At 71.5% G+C, this 16,225-nt stretch carries 13 protein-coding genes and 1 pseudogene; 11 read left to right on the forward strand and 3 right to left on the reverse strand.

Annotated elements, in window-relative coordinates; all coding sequences use genetic code 11:
• Positions 1-28 precede the first annotated feature (28 nt).
• Positions 29-682 (forward strand): leucine efflux protein LeuE, encoded by a 654-nt coding sequence (gene leuE / locus IF02_RS0108455; RefSeq protein ID WP_030154917.1) that lies wholly within the window; start codon positions 29-31, stop codon positions 680-682.
• A 27-nt stretch (positions 683-709) separates the two neighbouring features.
• Here the strand turns inward: leuE and IF02_RS0108460 are convergent, their stop codons facing one another.
• From IF02_RS0108460 to IF02_RS0108470, 3 genes are read right to left on the reverse strand one after another with little or no spacing between them, the layout of a single operon-like run.
• Positions 710-1,867 (reverse strand): acyltransferase family protein, encoded by a 1,158-nt coding sequence (locus IF02_RS0108460; protein WP_030154919.1) that lies wholly within the window; start codon positions 1,865-1,867, stop codon positions 710-712.
• A complete protein-coding gene (locus tag IF02_RS0108465; RefSeq protein WP_051695990.1) occupies positions 1,864-3,261 on the reverse strand; it encodes a polysialyltransferase family glycosyltransferase in 1,398 nt (465 codons plus the stop codon). Before IF02_RS0108465 ends, IF02_RS0108460 begins: the two co-directional genes overlap by 4 nt.
• The gene (locus IF02_RS0108470) at positions 3,261-4,238 is read right to left on the reverse strand and encodes a glycosyltransferase family 2 protein (RefSeq protein WP_030154922.1); all 978 of its coding nucleotides are present in this window, start codon (positions 4,236-4,238) and stop codon (positions 3,261-3,263) included. Before IF02_RS0108470 ends, IF02_RS0108465 begins: the two co-directional genes overlap by 1 nt.
• A gap of 176 nt (positions 4,239-4,414) precedes the next feature.
• On the opposite strand from IF02_RS0108470, the gene IF02_RS34260 reads away from it, so the two are divergent.
• The 10 genes and pseudogenes from IF02_RS34260 (at position 4,415) to IF02_RS0108520 (ending at position 16,191) form a co-directional block, all read left to right on the forward strand.
• Positions 4,415-5,794, forward strand: coding sequence for a DUF6716 putative glycosyltransferase (locus tag IF02_RS34260; RefSeq protein WP_106977245.1), 1,380 nt, complete (start codon positions 4,415-4,417; stop codon positions 5,792-5,794).
• 8 nt (positions 5,795-5,802) lie between these two features.
• Positions 5,803-6,507: pseudogene (locus IF02_RS34265) on the forward strand (cytidylyltransferase domain-containing protein); the annotation flags it as partial.
• Between the two features lie 47 nt (positions 6,508-6,554).
• Positions 6,555-7,466, forward strand: a complete 912-nt coding sequence (locus tag IF02_RS0108485; RefSeq protein ID WP_030154928.1) for an N-acetylneuraminate synthase family protein — start codon at positions 6,555-6,557, stop codon at positions 7,464-7,466.
• Positions 7,467-7,617: 151 nt separating this feature from the next.
• On the forward strand, positions 7,618-8,820 hold the full coding sequence (locus tag IF02_RS0108490; protein ID WP_030154930.1) for a hypothetical protein: 1,203 nt from the start codon (positions 7,618-7,620) through the stop codon (positions 8,818-8,820).
• A gap of 137 nt (positions 8,821-8,957) precedes the next feature.
• The gene (locus IF02_RS0108495) at positions 8,958-10,202 is read left to right on the forward strand and encodes an amidohydrolase (protein WP_030154932.1); all 1,245 of its coding nucleotides are present in this window, start codon (positions 8,958-8,960) and stop codon (positions 10,200-10,202) included.
• Positions 10,203-10,431: 229 nt separating this feature from the next.
• A complete protein-coding gene (locus tag IF02_RS0108500; protein WP_030154933.1) occupies positions 10,432-11,505 on the forward strand; it encodes a BMP family lipoprotein in 1,074 nt (357 codons plus the stop codon).
• Between the two features lie 210 nt (positions 11,506-11,715).
• Positions 11,716-13,422 (forward strand): ABC transporter ATP-binding protein, encoded by a 1,707-nt coding sequence (locus IF02_RS0108505; RefSeq protein ID WP_420708113.1) that lies wholly within the window; start codon positions 11,716-11,718, stop codon positions 13,420-13,422.
• Complete coding sequence (locus IF02_RS0108510) at positions 13,419-14,534, forward strand: ABC transporter permease (protein WP_030154936.1); 1,116 nt, start codon at positions 13,419-13,421, stop codon at positions 14,532-14,534. The genes IF02_RS0108505 and IF02_RS0108510 overlap by 4 nt, the downstream gene beginning before the upstream one ends.
• Positions 14,531-15,796: an ABC transporter permease gene (locus IF02_RS0108515; protein ID WP_030154938.1), complete on the forward strand. Its 1,266-nt coding sequence runs from the start codon at positions 14,531-14,533 to the stop codon at positions 15,794-15,796. The genes IF02_RS0108510 and IF02_RS0108515 overlap by 4 nt, the downstream gene beginning before the upstream one ends.
• Positions 15,793-16,191, forward strand: coding sequence for a cytidine deaminase (locus IF02_RS0108520; RefSeq protein WP_030154939.1), 399 nt, complete (start codon positions 15,793-15,795; stop codon positions 16,189-16,191). The genes IF02_RS0108515 and IF02_RS0108520 overlap by 4 nt, the downstream gene beginning before the upstream one ends.
• Positions 16,192-16,225: the final 34 nt, after the last annotated feature.

Below are 16,225 nucleotides of genomic sequence, written 5' to 3' on the forward strand. Positions count from 1 at the left end.
GGTGCGTCCTCATGGGACACTCCTGCCCATGCTGGGTGTCACCGATCTGCCGACCTATCTCGTCGGGCTCATATTGATCATTTTGCTGCCGGGGCCGAACTCGCTGTACGTGCTCTCCGTCGCGGCGCGCCGCGGGGTGCGGACCGGGTACAAGGCCGCCGCCGGGGTGTTCACCGGCGATGCCGTGCTGATGGTGCTCGCCGCCGCCGGGGCCGGGGCGCTGCTCCAGGCCAGTCCGGTGGCCTTCGGCATCGTCAAGCTGCTCGGCGCCGGGTACCTGACCTGGCTCGCCGTCGGGATGATGCGCGGGGCGTGGGCGCTGTGGCGCTCGCGGGCCGAGCGGGACGAGCTGGCCGAGGCACCGGCTCCGGGGGAGGTCGCCGAGGGGGAGCGGCCGTACCGTCGGGCGCTGCTGATCAGCCTGTTCAACCCCAAGGCGATCCTGTTCCTCGTCTCCTTCTTCGTGCAGTTCGTGGATCCCTCGTACGCCTACCCGGCGCTCTCGTTCCTGGTGCTGGGCGCGCTGCTCCAGCTCGGCAGCTTCCTGTACCTGACCCTGCTGATCTTCGGCGGGACCCGGCTGTCCGCCGCCTTCCGCCGCCGCAGGCGGCTCTCGGCAGGGGCCACCTCGGCGGCGGGCGTGCTCTTCCTCGGCTTCGCCGCCAAGCTGGCCGTCAGCTAGCCGTTGGCCGGGCGGCCGGACGCCCGGTCAGCCGAGAGCCCGGCGCAGGCGCGGGCCCAGCGGGCGTTCCACCCCGCGGTGGACCGCCCAGGCCAGCGCCAGTATGGCCGCCACCGTCAGCGCGAACACCGCTGCGGGCGGCAGCCCCGCCCGGCGGTGCAGGGCGGCGATGACCACCCAGCCCAGGTGCTCGTGGACCAGGTAGAAGGGGTACGTGAGCGCCCCGGCCAGGGTCAGCCACCGCCCCTCGGGCCACCCGGCCCGCCCACCGGCCCGCCCGCCGAGCCGGCCGAGCGCCACCAGGGCCACCGCAGCGAACCCGGCCGTGACCACCGCGATGATCACCACCGCACTGCGGTACGAGAAGAACCGCGGGTCCGGCGCGTGCCACAGCCCCGCCACCGCGCAGTGCTGCCCGAGCAGCCAGCCGGCCAGGGCCACCGCCCAGGCCGGCCGGTCCCGCGGATCGCGGTGCACCAGGTAGAGGCCGATGCCGCCGATGAAGAACGGCGCGTACTGCGGCATCAGCGCCTGGGCGAGGAACCCCTTCCCGCCCGGGTCGGCCGCGTCCGCGAGGACCGCCGCCAGCATCCAGCCGGCGCAGAACAGCAGGGTCCGGCGGCGGCCCCCGCCCGGCAGGACGACGCAGAGCGCGAAGAGCACATAGAACCGCAGCTCCGCCCAGAGCGTCCAGCACACCCCGAGGACCCGCTCGGCCCCCAGCGGCTGCTGGAGCATCGTCAGGTTGACCAGGAAGTCCGACGGCGGCACGGCCCGGGCGGCCACCGCGACCAGGACCAGTGCCACCCAGTACGCGGGGTACAGCCGGGCCGCGCGCGAGGCGGCGAAGGCGCGTACCGAACGCCCCTGGGCGCTCAGGCAGATCACGAAGCCGCTGATCACGAAGAAGATCTGCACCCCGAGGCAGCCGTACGCCAGCCAGGGCGCGGCGGCGGGGAACAGCTGCCGCGGCGAGGCGCCCCAGGCGTCGGCGATCTGCCCGCCGCGGCCGCCGTAGTGGTACCCGGCGACCATCAGGGCGGCGAGCAGCCGTAACCCGTCGAGCGCCCGCAGCCGCCCGGCCGCCCCTGCTTCCGTCCCTGCCTCCGTCCCTGCCCCCGCCCCCGCGGCCCGCTCCCGGACCCGAGGGGCGGGAACCGCGGCCGCGTCGGCGGTCGCCGTCACCGCGGGCGGGCCGCGCGCAGCCGCTTCAGCCGGCGGACCACGCGGCGGACGGCCGGGCTGTGCGGCAGGAAGGACAGCTGGGCCGGGATGCCGCCGGGCAGTCCGAGGGTGGTCAGCCGGCGGCGCTTGAAGTAGCGCCAGGTCCGGTCGTCCAGATGCGCGGCGAGATAACGCTCGGCCTCGGCCCGGCGGGCGGCCAGGATCTGGGGCTGCATGGTGAACCCGACGGCGGTGAGAAGACCGGTCAGCCGGTCCGCGTTCTCCTCGGGGCCGGGCGCGGTCCAGCCGGCGACGGCCCCGGCGTCCGCGAGGGCCGGCAGCAGCGCATCCACCACCGTCAGCGGGATCCGGTTGCTGTTCTGGTACGGGGTGAGGCGGGCCAGTATGGCCTCGGTCCCGGTGCGCGCCACGGGCAGCCCGTAGAGGGTGGCGGCGGTCAGCAGCCCGGTGGAGAAGCAGCCGACGACCAGGGCGGGGCGCAGCCGCTGGTAGAGGGTTTCGGCCAGGACCGGGGTGGCCATGACGGTGAGCCGGGCGCCGAGCCGCTCGGCCTCGGCCTCGGCGCGGCGCGAGTACGCGGCGGGGGCACTGGGGTGCGGTTTGAAGACCAGCTCGCGGTGGCCGAGGGCGTACGCGCCCCGGACCATCTCCACGTGGAGCTCCTCCTCTTCCTGCGGGGAGAGGAGTTCGAGCGCGGAGAGGTACTGGCCGAGCAGCAGCGCGGGGGCCTCGCCGACCCCGTCCAGCTCGGGCCCGTACGAGGGGAGCTCGGCGAGCACCTTCAGGAACTCGGGGGTCGGGACCAGCTCCGGCCGTACGCCGAACTCGGTGAGCAGCAGCGGTTCCAGACCCGGCACCAGGTCCAGGTGCAGGACGCGGCGCACGCGCATGCCGAGCTGCGGGTCGAGGCGGAAGCGGGTGGGCCCGTAGCTCATCAGCCCGTCGGCGTAGACGTCGACGGCGGCGCCGGGGAACAGCGTGCACAGGGTCCGGGCGGGCGGGACCTGGATCGACTCCACGATGATCTCGACGCGGTCCTCGCCCAGTCCCCAGACCGCCCGGAGCTGGCGCTCCCACAGCGGGACGTCCTCGGCGCGCGGGGCCCAGGCGCTCGGGTGCTGCGGGGCGATGGCGGCGTTCCAGTCGAGCACCTCGTCGAAGCGGGTGCTCAGCGCGGCGAAGCCCGGCATGTCGGCGAGGCCGGGGGAGACCTCGGCGGTGAGGGCGTGGTTGCTGGTGAGCAGGATGCGGCGGCCGGCCGGCGGGAAGCTGCCCGCGTCGATGCCGGCGGCGAGCGTGGCCATCCCGTAGAGGGTGGAGGCCAGGAAGATCTGCGTGCAGGGGACGGCGGCGACGGTGTTCCGGGGCGCCGCCGGGATGTGCTGCGTGGCCATCAGAGTGCGGCTCCCGCTCGTGCGGGTCGGCGGCGCAGGCGGCGCAGCACTCCGGCGCGGTCGGCGTCCATCGCGTTCAGGGCCTGGTCCAGTACGTCCTGGGGCATGCGTCCGAGTGCGGCCGTGCTCATCGAACGGAGTTTCTTGGCCACGGCCGGTTCGTACCTTTCGATGGACCCGATATGGTGCGCGATAATTGCACAATATGTTCGGACGGCTTTTGGAAGCAGAAGATCACTTTCCCGGTCTTCGGCCGTATCGGCCAGGACCTGGTCGAAAGCCTTGATGAAATCGAGCTGGCGCTCGTCCTTGATCTGCGTGAGCGAGGTCGCGACCCCGCGCCGGTAGAAGATCCCCGGCAGCCCGACCGCCGCGAACGACTCCGCCCCCCGGTGCAGGCGCCAGATCCACGGCCGGTCCTCCGCCGTCCGCAGCCCGTCGGTGAAGTGCAGCAGTCCGCGGTCCAGCAGCCGCCGGTGGTACATGCCGGCCCAGGCGTACGGGTAGTCGACCGAGGTGGCCCGGGAGGAGGGCAGGATTCCGGCGCGCGGATCGCCGACGACCAGCTGCGGACCGTACGGGACCCGCTGCACGGTGCGGGTACGGCCGGTCACCTGGACATGGTCGTTGCGGACGAAATCGCAGCTCAGAGCCTCTATGACGGCCAAGGTGCGGGCCAGGTGGCCGGGCGCCAGCCAGTCGTCGCCGTCCAGGAACGTGACGTATTCGCCGCGGACCGCGTCCAGGCCGGTGTTCCGGGCGGTGGCCAGGCCGCCGTTCCGTTCGTGTCTGAGGAGCACCGCCCCCGGCAGCTCGCGCGCCGCCCGCTCCAGGAGTTCGGGCGTGCCGTCCGTCGAGCAGTCGTCGACGAGCAGGAACTCGAAATCGTCCCGGGCGTTCAGTTCGAGGCTTTTCAGGGCATCCGGTGCGTATGTCTGCACGTTGTAGAACGGCACGACAACAGAGAGCTTGAGCACCCGCGAGACATTAAGGCGTTGGCCGGCATTCACCATGGCCCGTACGCGGATTCCATGTGAACGAAGCGGGGCGGGCGCGTTAACCGGTGCGGTTTCGCATGACGTAGACGGGTTGTTAACCCGCTGTTGTGCATTCGTTGGGCCGATCACCGAAATTGCGGAATAGCTTCTGCCGGGTGCCAGCCAGTAATCGCGCAGCATCCCGCAGTCATCCTCGGACTCCCCTCCGCGTCGCCGTACTCGCCGATTCCGATACGCGATGGAAATGGGGCGCACTCACCGCCCGCCGCCTGGCGGCGCAGCCGCACCTCACCGGATTCCTGCTCCGCGGCCGGGCCACCCCGACCGCGCGCCAGCTCGGCGAAGTGGGCGTCCAGGCGGACCGGCTCTCCGAGGTGACCTGCGTCCGGTTCCTCGCGGAGATCGAGCGCGAGAAGTACGACGTCGTCGTCCTCGCCCTCGTCGGCGGGGCCGTCCAGGCCGTCCTGCACGGGGTCCGCGCGCTGTGGCCCGAGCCGGCCGACCGCCCCGTGCTCGTCACCGGGTACGTGGGCGTCGTATACGAGAAGCTCGCCGACGGGCTGCTGCTGCGCCACGGGGCCGACCTCGTCCTCGCCAACTCCCGGTACGACGCCGGACGCTTCCGCGCCGTGTACGAGGGCGTCGGCGCGGACGCCGGAGCCGTCACGGAGACGGCACTGCCGTTCCTGGACGGAACGGCGTACGAGAAGGCCGGCGCCGGCGCGCACACCGTGGTCTTCGCCGTCCAGCCCTCCGTCCCCGAGAGCCGCGCCGACCGCGCGTACCTGCTGGAGCGGGCCGCCCGGCACGCCCGGCTGCACCCGGAGCGCGAGGTGCTGATCAAGCTGCGCAGCCGGCCCGGGGAGCACACCACGCACCTGGAGGAGCAGCCGTACCAGCGGCTCGCCGAGCGGATCCCGGGCGGACTGCCCGCCAACTGCCGCCTGGTGTACGGGAACATGGGCGAGGTCCTGGACGGCACGGACCTGCTGGTCACCGTCTCCTCCACGGCCGCCCTGGAGTCCTTGCACCGCGGGATCCCGACGGCGGTCCTCACCGACCTCGGCATCCGCGAGGTGCTCGGCAACCACCACTTCCTCGGCTCGGGCTGCCTGGCCTCCTGGGACCAGCTCGACGCGGGCCTGCTGCCGCAGGGCGACCCGAAGTGGCTGGCCGACCAGGGCGTGACCGGCGCCAAGGGGCCTGCCGCCCACGCCGCGGACACCGCTGCCGACGCCGGCGACTCCTTCGCCGCCGCCCGGGCCCGGCTCGGCGAACTGCTGGACCGCCCGGTGCTCCCCGCCGTCGCCCCCTACTACACACAGGTCACCGCGCCCGGGTACCTGCCCGGCATCCTGGCCCGCCACCACCTCGCCCCCGACGGGACCCCGCTGCCCGGCGCCGTCCGCGAGAGCGGCGGGGAGCCCCGGCTGCGCCGCTGGCTCCGCTCGCACCTGCGCGAGGCCGCCCGCGGGGCGTACCGGCACGGAGTCCAGCGCGTGGCCCCGATGATCCGCCGGATGGGGGAGCTGTGAGCCCCGACGTGAACGCCACAGCCCGTCCCGCCGCCCGCCCCCGCGTACTGGCCGTGATCCCGGCCCGCGGCGGCTCCAAAGGAGTCCCGGGGAAGAACCTCGCCGAGGTGGCCGGAGTCCCGCTCGTCGTACGGGCCGTCCAGGCCTGCCGGGGCGCGGACACCGTCACCGACGTCGTGGTCTCCACCGACGCCGACCCCATCGCCGAGGCCGCCCGCACCGCCGGGGCCGACGCGATCCGCCGCCCCGCGGCGATCTCCGGGGACACCGCGAGCAGCGAGGCCGCCGTACTGCACGCGCTCGACGCCTTCGAGGAACTGCACTCCCTCACCGTGGACGTCGTCCTCCTCGTCCAGTGCACCAGCCCCTTCCTGACCTCCTCCGACGTCGAGTCGGTCGCCGCCGCCGTCGCCACCGGCGCGGCCGACTCGGCCCTGACCGTCGCCCCGTTCCACGGCTTCCTGTGGCGGGAGGCGGCCGACGGCGCCGGGGCCGGCGTCAACCACGACCAGGCCGTACGCCCCCGCCGCCAGGACCGCCCCCAGGACCTGCTGGAGACCGGCGCCGCCTACGCCATGGACGCCGCCGGCTTCCGCGGCGCGCGGCACCGCTTCTTCGGGCGCACCCTCCCCGTCGCCACCGACCCCGCACGGGTCCTGGAGATCGACGACTCGCACGACCTCGCGCGCGCCCGCCTCCTCGCCCCCCTGTTCACCTCCCCTCAGCACCCCCACGCACCGAACGAAGGACCTCAGCTGCCATGACCGTCGCCACCCCCAACTCGCGCCTGCGCACCTTCGGCTCCCGCACCGCCGGCCCCGGCCGCCCCGTGTACGTCGTCGGTGAGATCGGCATCAACCACAACGGCGACCTCGGCAACGCGTTCGCCCTCATCGACGCCGCCGCCGAAGCGGGCTGCGACGCGGTGAAGTTCCAGAAGCGCACCCCGGAGATCTGCACCCCGCGCGACCAGTGGGACATCGAGCGCGACACCCCCTGGGGCCGGATGACGTACATCGACTACCGCCACCGCGTGGAGTTCGGCGAGGCCGAGTACCGCTCCATCGACGAGCACTGCGCCAAGCGGGGCATCGACTGGTTCGCCTCCCCGTGGGACACCGAGGCCGTCGCCTTCCTGGAGAAGTTCGACGTCCCCGCCCACAAGGTGGCCTCCGCCTCCCTCACCGACGACGAGCTGCTGCGCGCCCTGCGCGCCACCGGCCGCACCGTCGTCCTCTCCACCGGCATGTCCACCCCGAAGCAGATCCGCCACGCGGTGGAGGTGCTCGGCAGCGACAACATCCTTCTCTGCCACGCCACTTCGACCTACCCGGCCAAGGCTGAGGAGCTCAACCTGCGGGTGATCAACACCCTCCAGGAGGAGTACCCCAACGTCCCGATCGGCTACTCCGGCCACGAGACCGGCCTGCAGACCACCCTCGCGGCCGTCGCCCTCGGCGCCACCTTCGTCGAGCGCCACATCACCCTCGACCGCGCCATGTGGGGCTCCGACCAGGCCGCCTCCGTGGAGCCCGGCGGCCTCGCCCGCCTGGTCCGCGACATCCGCACCATCGAGACCGCCCTCGGCGACGGCATCAAGCGCGTCTACGACTCCGAGCTCGGCCCCATGAAGAAGCTCCGCCGGGTCCAGGGCGAGCTCGCCTCGGTCTGACCCCCGGTCCGGGCGCCGGCCCGGGCCGCGGTCCGACCCCGCGGCCCGTCCGCCGTCCCCGTCCGCCGTCCCCGTCCGCTTTCCCTGCCGCTTTCCCGGCCGTGTCGGTCCGGTACGACGCCCCGCCCCCGCCCCTGACGAGGAGTACGTGGTGACCCCCTCTGCCTCCAGCCTGGCTTTCGTCGAGAGTCCGGTCCAGCTCCTGAACGTGCTGGAGTGGGCGCACGCCGAAGGCGCGTCCGCACCGGGCGGTGCCCCGCTGCTCGACGCCGTCCCGAGCCAGCCCAGCCGCGCCGCCACCCGCGGCCCGGCGTCCGGGGGCGCTCCGGCAGCCGCCGGCCCGGGCCCGGCCGGCCGCTCGGCCGCCCCGGCGTCCTGGCTGCGGATCGTCGTACTGCCGCCCACCGACCCCATGTCCCGCGGCCAGCTGCGCCGGATGGCGGGGCTGGCCCGGGACGAGGGGTATGAGGTCGTCTGGCAGGAGGCCCGCGGCGGCCGGCTCGCCCCGCTCAAGGCGCTCGCCGCGCTCTGCAAGGACGTGCGCGCGGCCCGCCGGGTCGTCGTCGGCGACCCCTTCTCCCGGTACGTGCAGCTCCTGCTCACCCTCGTACGGGCCGAGGAGCTCGTCGTGGTCGACGACGGCACCGCCACCATGGAGTTCGTCGCCCAGACGGCCCGCGGCGAGCGCCTCGTACGCTGGCACCGGATCGGCGGCGGCGGCCTGCCCGGCCGCGTCCGCGAGCTGGCGTACGCGCCGGTCTCGGCCACCGCCCGGCGCCGCTTCACCCCGGCCGCGGGCACGGGGCGACGCGTCGAGGTGTTCAGCTCGATGCCCGTCACCGTCCACGGGGCGATGACGCTGCGGGTCAACGAGTTCGCCTGGACCCGCGCCCGGTTCGGCCCGCCGCGCCTGACCAAGGGCACCGACCTCGTCGGCACCTCCCTCGTGGAGACCGGTGTGGTCGACCCGGCCCGCTACCTGGACGCCGTACGCGCCCTGACCCTGGAGCACGGCGCCACCCGCTACTTCGCGCACCGCCGCGAGTCCGCGGAGAAGCTGCGCACGCTCAGCGAGGCGACCGGGCTGGAGATCGTCCGTCCGGACCTGCCGCTGGAGCTGATCGCCCGGCGCGGACCGGTCGGCCGGACGATCGTCAGCTTTCCGTCCACCGTCGTCCACACCCTGCCGTACGCGCTGACCGGAACCGGTGTGACCGTCGCCGTATGCGATGTCGACCCGGCCTGGCTCGCCGGCTCCGCCTCGCCGCGGGCCCGCAGCTTCCTCGCCGGGGTCACCGAGACCGCCCGTGATGTGCACAGACTCCCTGCCCAGACGGCCTCCGCGGCCGGATGAGCGCGCGAGTTTACCCCCGGGTGCATCCGGTCATGCGTCCAGAGGTCTGGTTTTTTTCCCCTAACGGCATGAACTTTTGGTGATCTACAGCCAGTTGGGCCATTCGTGCGCCTACCCTTCAACGGGTGAACCAGTTGATGTCCCGCGAGTCCCAGACCGCCCTGCCCGGCACGCCTGACCGGCCCGAGCTGCCCGGCAAGATTCCGGACCACCTGCGTGCCGAACTGATCGAGTTCCGCCGGGACTTGCACATGCACCCCGAGCTAGGACACCAGGAGTTCCGCACCACGGCGGCGATCAAGGCCCGGCTGGAGAAAGCGGGGCTGCGGCCCCGCGTACTGAAGTCCGGAACCGGCCTGATCTGTGACGTGGGCACCTGGGACGGGGGCCGGCCGATGCTGGCCCTCCGCGCGGACATCGACGCCCTGCCCATTCCGGACGCCAAGACCCACGTGGCGTACCGCTCGACCTTCCCCGACCGTGCCCACGCCTGCGGCCACGACGTGCACACCGCCGTCGTCCTCGGCGCCGGCCTGGTCCTCGCCGACCTCGACCGGCAGGGCCTGCTGCCCCGCCCGGTACGGCTGCTGTTCCAGCCCGCCGAGGAGGTGCTCCCCGGCGGGGCGACCGACGCCATCGCGTCCGGCGTCCTGGACGGCGTGGGCCGGATCATCGCGGTGCACTGCGACCCGCGGGTCGACGCCGGGAAGATCGGACTGCGCACCGGTCCCATCACCTCCGCCTGCGACCGGCTGGAGATCGCGCTGGCCGGCCCCGGCGGGCACACCGCCCGGCCGCACCTCACCACCGATCTGGTGACCGCCGCCGCCCGGGTCGCCGTCGACCTGCCGGCCGTACTGTCGCGCCGGATGGACGCCCGGTCGGGCATGTCGATCACCTGGGGCCGGATCGAGGCCGGGCACGCCTGCAACGTCATCCCCATGCACGCCGAGCTCTCCGGGACGATCCGCTGCCTGGACATCAACGCCTGGCACGAGGCGCCCGACCAGATCCACGCCGCGATCGACGAGATCGCCGGGATGCACCGGGCCAAGTCGGAGATCACGTACGTGCGCGGGGTGCCGCCGGTCGTCAACGACCCGGTGGTGACCGAGCTGCTGCGCGAGGCGATGGCGGCCCGGCTCGGCAAGGAGTCGATCGAGGACACCGAGCAGAGCCTCGGCGGCGAGGACTTCTCCTGGTACCTGGAGCACGTGCCCGGAGCCATGGCCCGGCTCGGCGTGCACACCCCGGGCGCGAGCGCCAAGAGGGACCTGCACCGGGGCGACTTCGACGTGGACGAGTCCGCGATCGGGGTCGGCGTGGAGTTCTTCACGGCCGCCGCGCTGCTCGACGGACGGCGTACCAGGCCGATCGGATAGCGATCGGGCAAAAATTTGTACAACATCTGAGCGCCTACCGTCACACCTGTCCAGCCCTTGGCACACAAGGGCTGGACGGCAGGGGAGTTACCGATCGGTCACTGTCCGATTCGCGACGATCCGATAACGACTCATGAACGGCCCTTTAACTGACATCTACGCGCGTTACGATCGCCGCGAAACCAGCGCCGGTCGTGGCGCTTCGGTCAGGTTTTGAAGGAGCCTCCCCTTGCGCCGGATCACCAGGATCGCCACCGTGGGCATCGCGTCCGCGGCGCTGGCCCTCTCGGCCACCGCCTGTGGCGGAAAGAAGTCCTCGGACACCTCGTCCTCTTCCTCGTCCTCCTCCTCTTCTTCTTCTTCCGCGAAGTCGATCGCCATCGCGTACGACATCGGCGGCCGTGGCGACCAGTCGTTCAACGACGCCGCCTACGCCGGTCTGCAGAAGGCCGAGAAGGAACTGGGCGTCAAGGGCAGCGAGGCCGAGCCGACCGAGGGCGAGGGCGAGGCCGACAAGGTCCAGCGCCTCACCGAGCTCGCCCGCAAGGGCAACAACCCGGTCATCGGCGTCGGTTTCTCCTACGCCCCGGCGATCAAGAAGGTCGCGCCGAAGTTCCCGAACACCACGTTCGGCATCATCGACGACACCTCGGTCACCGGCCCGAACATCGCCAACCTGGTCTTCAACGAGGAGCAGGGCTCCTACCTGGCCGGCGTCGCCGCGGCCAAGGCCTCCAAGACCGGCACGGTCGGCTTCATCGGCGGTGTCGAGGTTCCGCTGATCAAGAAGTTCGAGGCGGGCTTCACCCAGGGCGTCAAGGACACCAACCCGAACGCCAAGGTGCTGAGCCAGTACCTGACCCAGCCGCCGAACTTCGACGGCTTCTCCAAGCCCGACCTCGGCAAGGCCGCCGCCCAGGGTCAGCTCGACGCCGGCGCCGACGTGATCTACGCCGCTGCCGGTCTCGCGGGCTCGGGTGCCATCGAGGCCACCGCCGGCAAGGGCAAGTGGGCCATCGGCGTCGACTCCGACCAGTACAACCAGGCCGGTCTGTCGAAGTACAAGGACCACATCCTGACCTCGGTCACCAAGGACGTCTCCGACGCGGTCTTCAACGAGATCAAGTCGGTCCAGGACGGCAAGCCGGCCACCGGTGAGATCCGTTACGGCCTGGACAAGGACGGCGTCGGCCTGGCCGACTCCAACCCCGAGTACAAGAAGATGACCGACCTCACCGCCGCCGTGGAGAAGGCGAAGGCCGACATCATCGCGAAGAAGATCACCGTCAAGACCGCGCCGTAAGGCCTCGTCTGACGTGCGATAAGGGGTCTCCGGGGTCCGGGAAGCGGTCTCTACCGCTCCCGGGCCCCGCCCCTGTTCCGTGTTGCTTGTGGCCACTTGGCCGCAAGTTTTCACTTTCGACAGTGCTACGCGCGTAGAGGCATCGTGGACGCGATACCGTCCTCCTCCCGCCCACCCGCCCGGCCGATCCTCGCCCTGCCCCCTGCCAACTTGGCTTTCCAGCTCCTTCCGCGCCAAGGAGAGTGCGTCATCAACGCGTCCAGCCCGCCCCCCGCCGTAGAACTTCACGGCATCACCAAGCGCTTCCCCGGCGTCGTCGCCAACAAGGACATCGCGATCACCGTCCGCAAGGGCACGGTCCATGCCCTCATCGGTGAGAACGGCGCCGGCAAGTCGACCCTGATGAAGATCCTCTACGGCATGCAGAAGCCGGACGAGGGCACCATCGCCATCGACGGGGAGCAGGTCACCTTCAACAACCCCGGCGACGCCATCGCCCGCGGCATCGGCATGGTGCACCAGCACTTCATGCTCGCCGACAACCTCACCGTCCTGGAGAACGTGGTTCTCGGCGGCGAGAAGCTCCACGGCATCGGCGGCAAGGCCCGCAAGAAGATCCTGGAGATCTCGGACGCGTACGGTCTCGGCGTACGTCCCGACGCCCTGGTCGAGGACCTCGGCGTCGCCGACCGCCAGCGCGTGGAGATCCTCAAGGTCCTGTACCGCGGCGCCCGCACCCTCATCCTCGACGAGCCCACCGCGGTGCTCGTGCCGCAGGAAGTGGACGCGCTCTTCGACAACCTGCGCGAGCTCAAGGCCGAGGGCCTGACCGTCATCTTCATCTCGCACAAGCTGGGCGAGGTGCTGAAGGTCGCCGACGACATCACCGTCATCCGCCGCGGCACCACCGTCGGCACCGCCGACCCGAAGACCGCGACCACCAAGCAGCTCGCCGAGCTGATGGTCGGTGCGGAGCTGCCCTCGCCGGAGACCCGCGAGTCCACGGTGACCACCGTCCCGATGCTCCAGGTCGAGAAGCTGACCATCGCCGAGCACGGCATGCCCGTCGCCACCGAGGAGACCGCCCGCACGCCGGGCCTGTCGGACGCGAACGTGCACGAGGTCGTCGAGGTCGGCCGCCTCCTCCTCGACGGGATCAGCTTCACGATCCACAAGGGCGAGGTCCTCGGCATCGCCGGTGTCGAGGGCAACGGCCAGACCGAGCTGATCGAAGCCCTCATGGGCATGCTCACCCCGGACACGGGTGTCATCACCCTGGACGGCACCGACATCACGAAGGCGCCGGTGCGCAAGCGCCGCGAGGGCGGCATCGGGTACATCCCCGAAGACCGCCACCGCCACGGCCTGCTGCTGGAATCCCCGCTGTGGGAGAACCGCATCCTCGGCCACGTCACCGAGGCGCCCAACTCCAAGCGCGGCATCATCGACCCGAAGGCCGCCCGCAAGGACACCGAGCGGATCGTGCGCGAGTACGACGTCCGCACGCCCGGCATCGAGGTCACGGCGTCGTCGCTCTCCGGCGGCAACCAGCAGAAGCTGATCGTCGGCCGCGAGATGAGCCACAACCCGAAGTTCCTCATCGCCGCCCACCCCACCCGTGGTGTGGACGTCGGTGCGCAGTCGCAGATCTGGGACGCGATCCGGGACGCCCGCCGCGAAGGCCTGGCGGTCCTGCTGATCTCCGCGGACCTGGACGAGCTGATCGGCCTGTCCGACACCCTGCGCGTGATCTACCGCGGCCGCCTGGTCGCGGACGCCGACCCCGCGACCGTGACCCCCGAGGAGCTCGGCACCGCCATGACGGGCGCCGCCTCCGGGACCCTGGAAGCCACCGACAACCACTCCGCCGCCGGTACCGACGCTGGTACCGACTCCCCGGAGGACGAGGCCCGATGAAGAAATTCGACAAGGACCGGCTGCTCCTCGGCTTCGCCGGGCCCGCTCTCGCACTGGTCACCGCGTTCCTGCTGACCATGCTCGTGCTGGCCGCGACGGGTGTGGACCCGATCGAGCCGCTGCGCCTGATGGTGGAGAACGCCAGCTACGAGGACGTCCAGGTCCTCATCGTGAACCAGGCGGGCACGTACTACCTGGCAGCCCTGGCCGTGGCCATCGGCTTCCGGATGAACCTCTTCAACATCGGCGTCGACGGCCAGTACCGCCTCGCGGCGATGCTGTCCGCGGTGGTCGGCGCGGCCGTCACGCTGCCCGGCCCGCTGCAGATCCTGCTGATCGTGGTCGTCGCCATGTGCGTCGGCGCCTTCTGGGCCGGCATCGCCGGTGTCCTCAAGGCCAAGCGCGGCGTCAGCGAGGTCGTGTCCACGATCATGCTGAACGCCATCGCGACCAGCCTGATCGCCTGGCTGATCCTGCCGAAGAACCTCGGCGTCCAGCCGGCCGGCTCCAACGACCTCACCACCGGTGACATCCCGGACTCCGGCTGGTTCCCGGCCGTGGACCTCGGTGACGGCCTGGAGATCTACGGCTTCACCTTCCTCGCGTTCGCGCTGGGCATCGTCTACTGGTTCGTGCTCAACCGGACCCGCTTCGGCTTCGACCTGCGCGCCACCGGCGCCAGCGAGTCCGCCGCCCAGGCCTCCGGCGTGGACGCCAAGAAGATGATCATCACCTCGATGCTCATCTCCGGCGCCGTCGCCGGCCTCGCCGGCATGCCGGTGCTGCTCGGCGAGAGCCACACGTACAGCCTGGCCTTCCCGGTCGGTGTCGGCTTCACCGGCATCACCATCGCGCTGCTCGGGCGCAACAGCCCGATCGGCATCTTCTTCGCCGCCTTCCTGATGGCCTTCATCGACAAGGCCTCGGCCTCGCTCGACACGGCCGGGTACGCGAAGGAGATCGGCACGATCATGAAGGGCCTGATCGTGATCGCCGTTGTCGTCTCGTACGAGCTCGTCCGCCGCTACGGCATCCGCCGCCAGCAGCAGAAGGTCGGCGAGGAGCTGGCTGCAGGCCACGCCATCAAGACCGATAAGGAGGTCGCGGCGTGAGCACCAGCACCGTCTCCGCGACGAGTGCCGCCCCGAAGAAGGCCGGCGGCCGCAAGAAGCTCACCCTGCCGTGGATCATGCTGATCATCGCGGGCGGGCTCGCGCTCGTCTCGCTGGTCCGCGTGATCAGCGGCGCCAACGACCTGACCTCCATCGGCCAGGTCTCCGGAGCCCTCCAGCTCGCGGTGCCGATCGGCCTCGCCGGCCTCGGCGGCCTGTGGGCCGAGCGGGCGGGCGTGGTCAACATCGGCCTCGAGGGCATGATGATCCTCGGCACCTGGTTCGGTGCCTGGGCCGGCTACCAGTGGGGTCCTTGGACCGGCGTCGTCGTCGGGATCCTGGGCGGTGCCCTCGGCGGCCTGCTGCACGCGATCATCACGGTCACGTTCAACGTCAACCACATCGTCTCCGGTGTGGCCGTCAACATCCTCGCTCTGGGCTTCACCCAGTACCTGTCGAACTTCACGTTCGCGAACGCGCCCGGCGGCTCCTCCAAGCAGTCGCCGCGCGTCGAGGAGATCTACAAGATCACCGTGCCGGGGCTGTCCGACTGGATGGCCACGCTCCAGGCCAAGCACTGGTTCTTCGTCTCGGACCTCGCCGGCGTCGTCGGCGGCCTGGTCACCGAGCTCTCGCTGCTGACCGTCGTCGCCCTGCTGCTGATCCCGGGCACCTGGTGGGTGCTGTGGCGCACCACCTTCGGCCTGCGCCTGCGCTCCTGCGGTGAGAACCCCATCGCCGCCGAATCGCTCGGCGTCAACGTCTACAAGTACAAGTACATCGCCGTGGTCGTCTCCGGCGCCCTGGCGGGCCTCGGCGGCGTGTTCCTGTCGATCGTCGCCAGCCCCATCTACCAGGAGGGCCAGACCGGCGGCCGCGGCTACATCGGTCTCGCCGCGATGATCTTCGGTAACTGGATGCCGGGCGGCATGGCGCTGGGCGCCGGCCTCTTCGGCTTCACCGACAGCCTCAAGCTGCGCGGTGGCGCCGAGAACGTCCACGCGATGCTGCTGCTCCTCGCGATCCTGCTGGTGCTGGTCTGCGCCTGGCAGCTGTACAAGAAGAAGCACTTCCAGGGCGCCCTCTCGGGCGTCATCGCCGGCGGTCTGTTCCTCTGGTACGCGCTCACCGACGCGGTCCCGAGCCAGTTCGTGGACGCGGCCCCGTACCTGACGACCCTGCTGGTGCTCGCGCTGTCCGCGCAGCGGCTGCGGATGCCGAAGGCCGACGGCATGCCGTACCGCAAGGGCCAGGGCAAGTGACGACGGCGATCCGCCCCGACTGGGAGGCCCTGCGGGAGGCCGCCCGGGACGCCATGTCCCGGGCGTACGCCCCCTACTCGCAGTTCCCGGTCGGGGTCGCCGCCCTCGTCGACGACGGCCGGATCGTCGTCGGCTGCAACGTGGAGAACGCCAGCTACGGGCTCAGCCTGTGCGCCGAGTGCGGGCTGGTCTCCTCCCTCCAGGCCACCGGCGGCGGCCGCCTGACGCACTTCACCTGCGTCGACGGCAAGGGCGACATCCTCGTCCCGTGCGGCCGCTGCCGTCAGCTCCTCTTCGAGTTCGGTGGACCGGAGCTGCTGGTGGAGACCCCGAAGGGGGTCCTTCCACTGGCCGAGATGCTCCCGCAGGCCTTCGGGCCGGACCACCTGAGATAGCCGTGCCGACGGCCCTTCGCCCCTGCCGGGCGAA

This window comes from Streptomyces sp. NRRL S-244 (genome assembly GCF_000717915.1).
In the GTDB taxonomy this organism is placed as follows: domain Bacteria; phylum Actinomycetota; class Actinomycetes; order Streptomycetales; family Streptomycetaceae; genus Streptomyces.

Excerpts from the sequence above, each read along its gene's own strand:
- IF02_RS0108495 (WP_030154932.1), top strand. The coding sequence starts at position 8,958 with ATGTCCCGCGAGTCCCAGACCGCCCTGCCCGGCACGCCTGACCGGCCC.
- leuE (WP_030154917.1), top strand. The coding sequence starts at position 29 with ATGCTGGGTGTCACCGATCTGCCGACCTATCTCGTCGGGCTCATATTG.
- IF02_RS0108465 (WP_051695990.1), bottom strand. The coding sequence starts at position 3,261 with ATGGCCACGCAGCACATCCCGGCGGCGCCCCGGAACACCGTCGCCGCC.
- IF02_RS0108510 (WP_030154936.1), top strand. The coding sequence starts at position 13,419 with ATGAAGAAATTCGACAAGGACCGGCTGCTCCTCGGCTTCGCCGGGCCC.
- IF02_RS0108485 (WP_030154928.1), top strand. The coding sequence starts at position 6,555 with ATGACCGTCGCCACCCCCAACTCGCGCCTGCGCACCTTCGGCTCCCGC.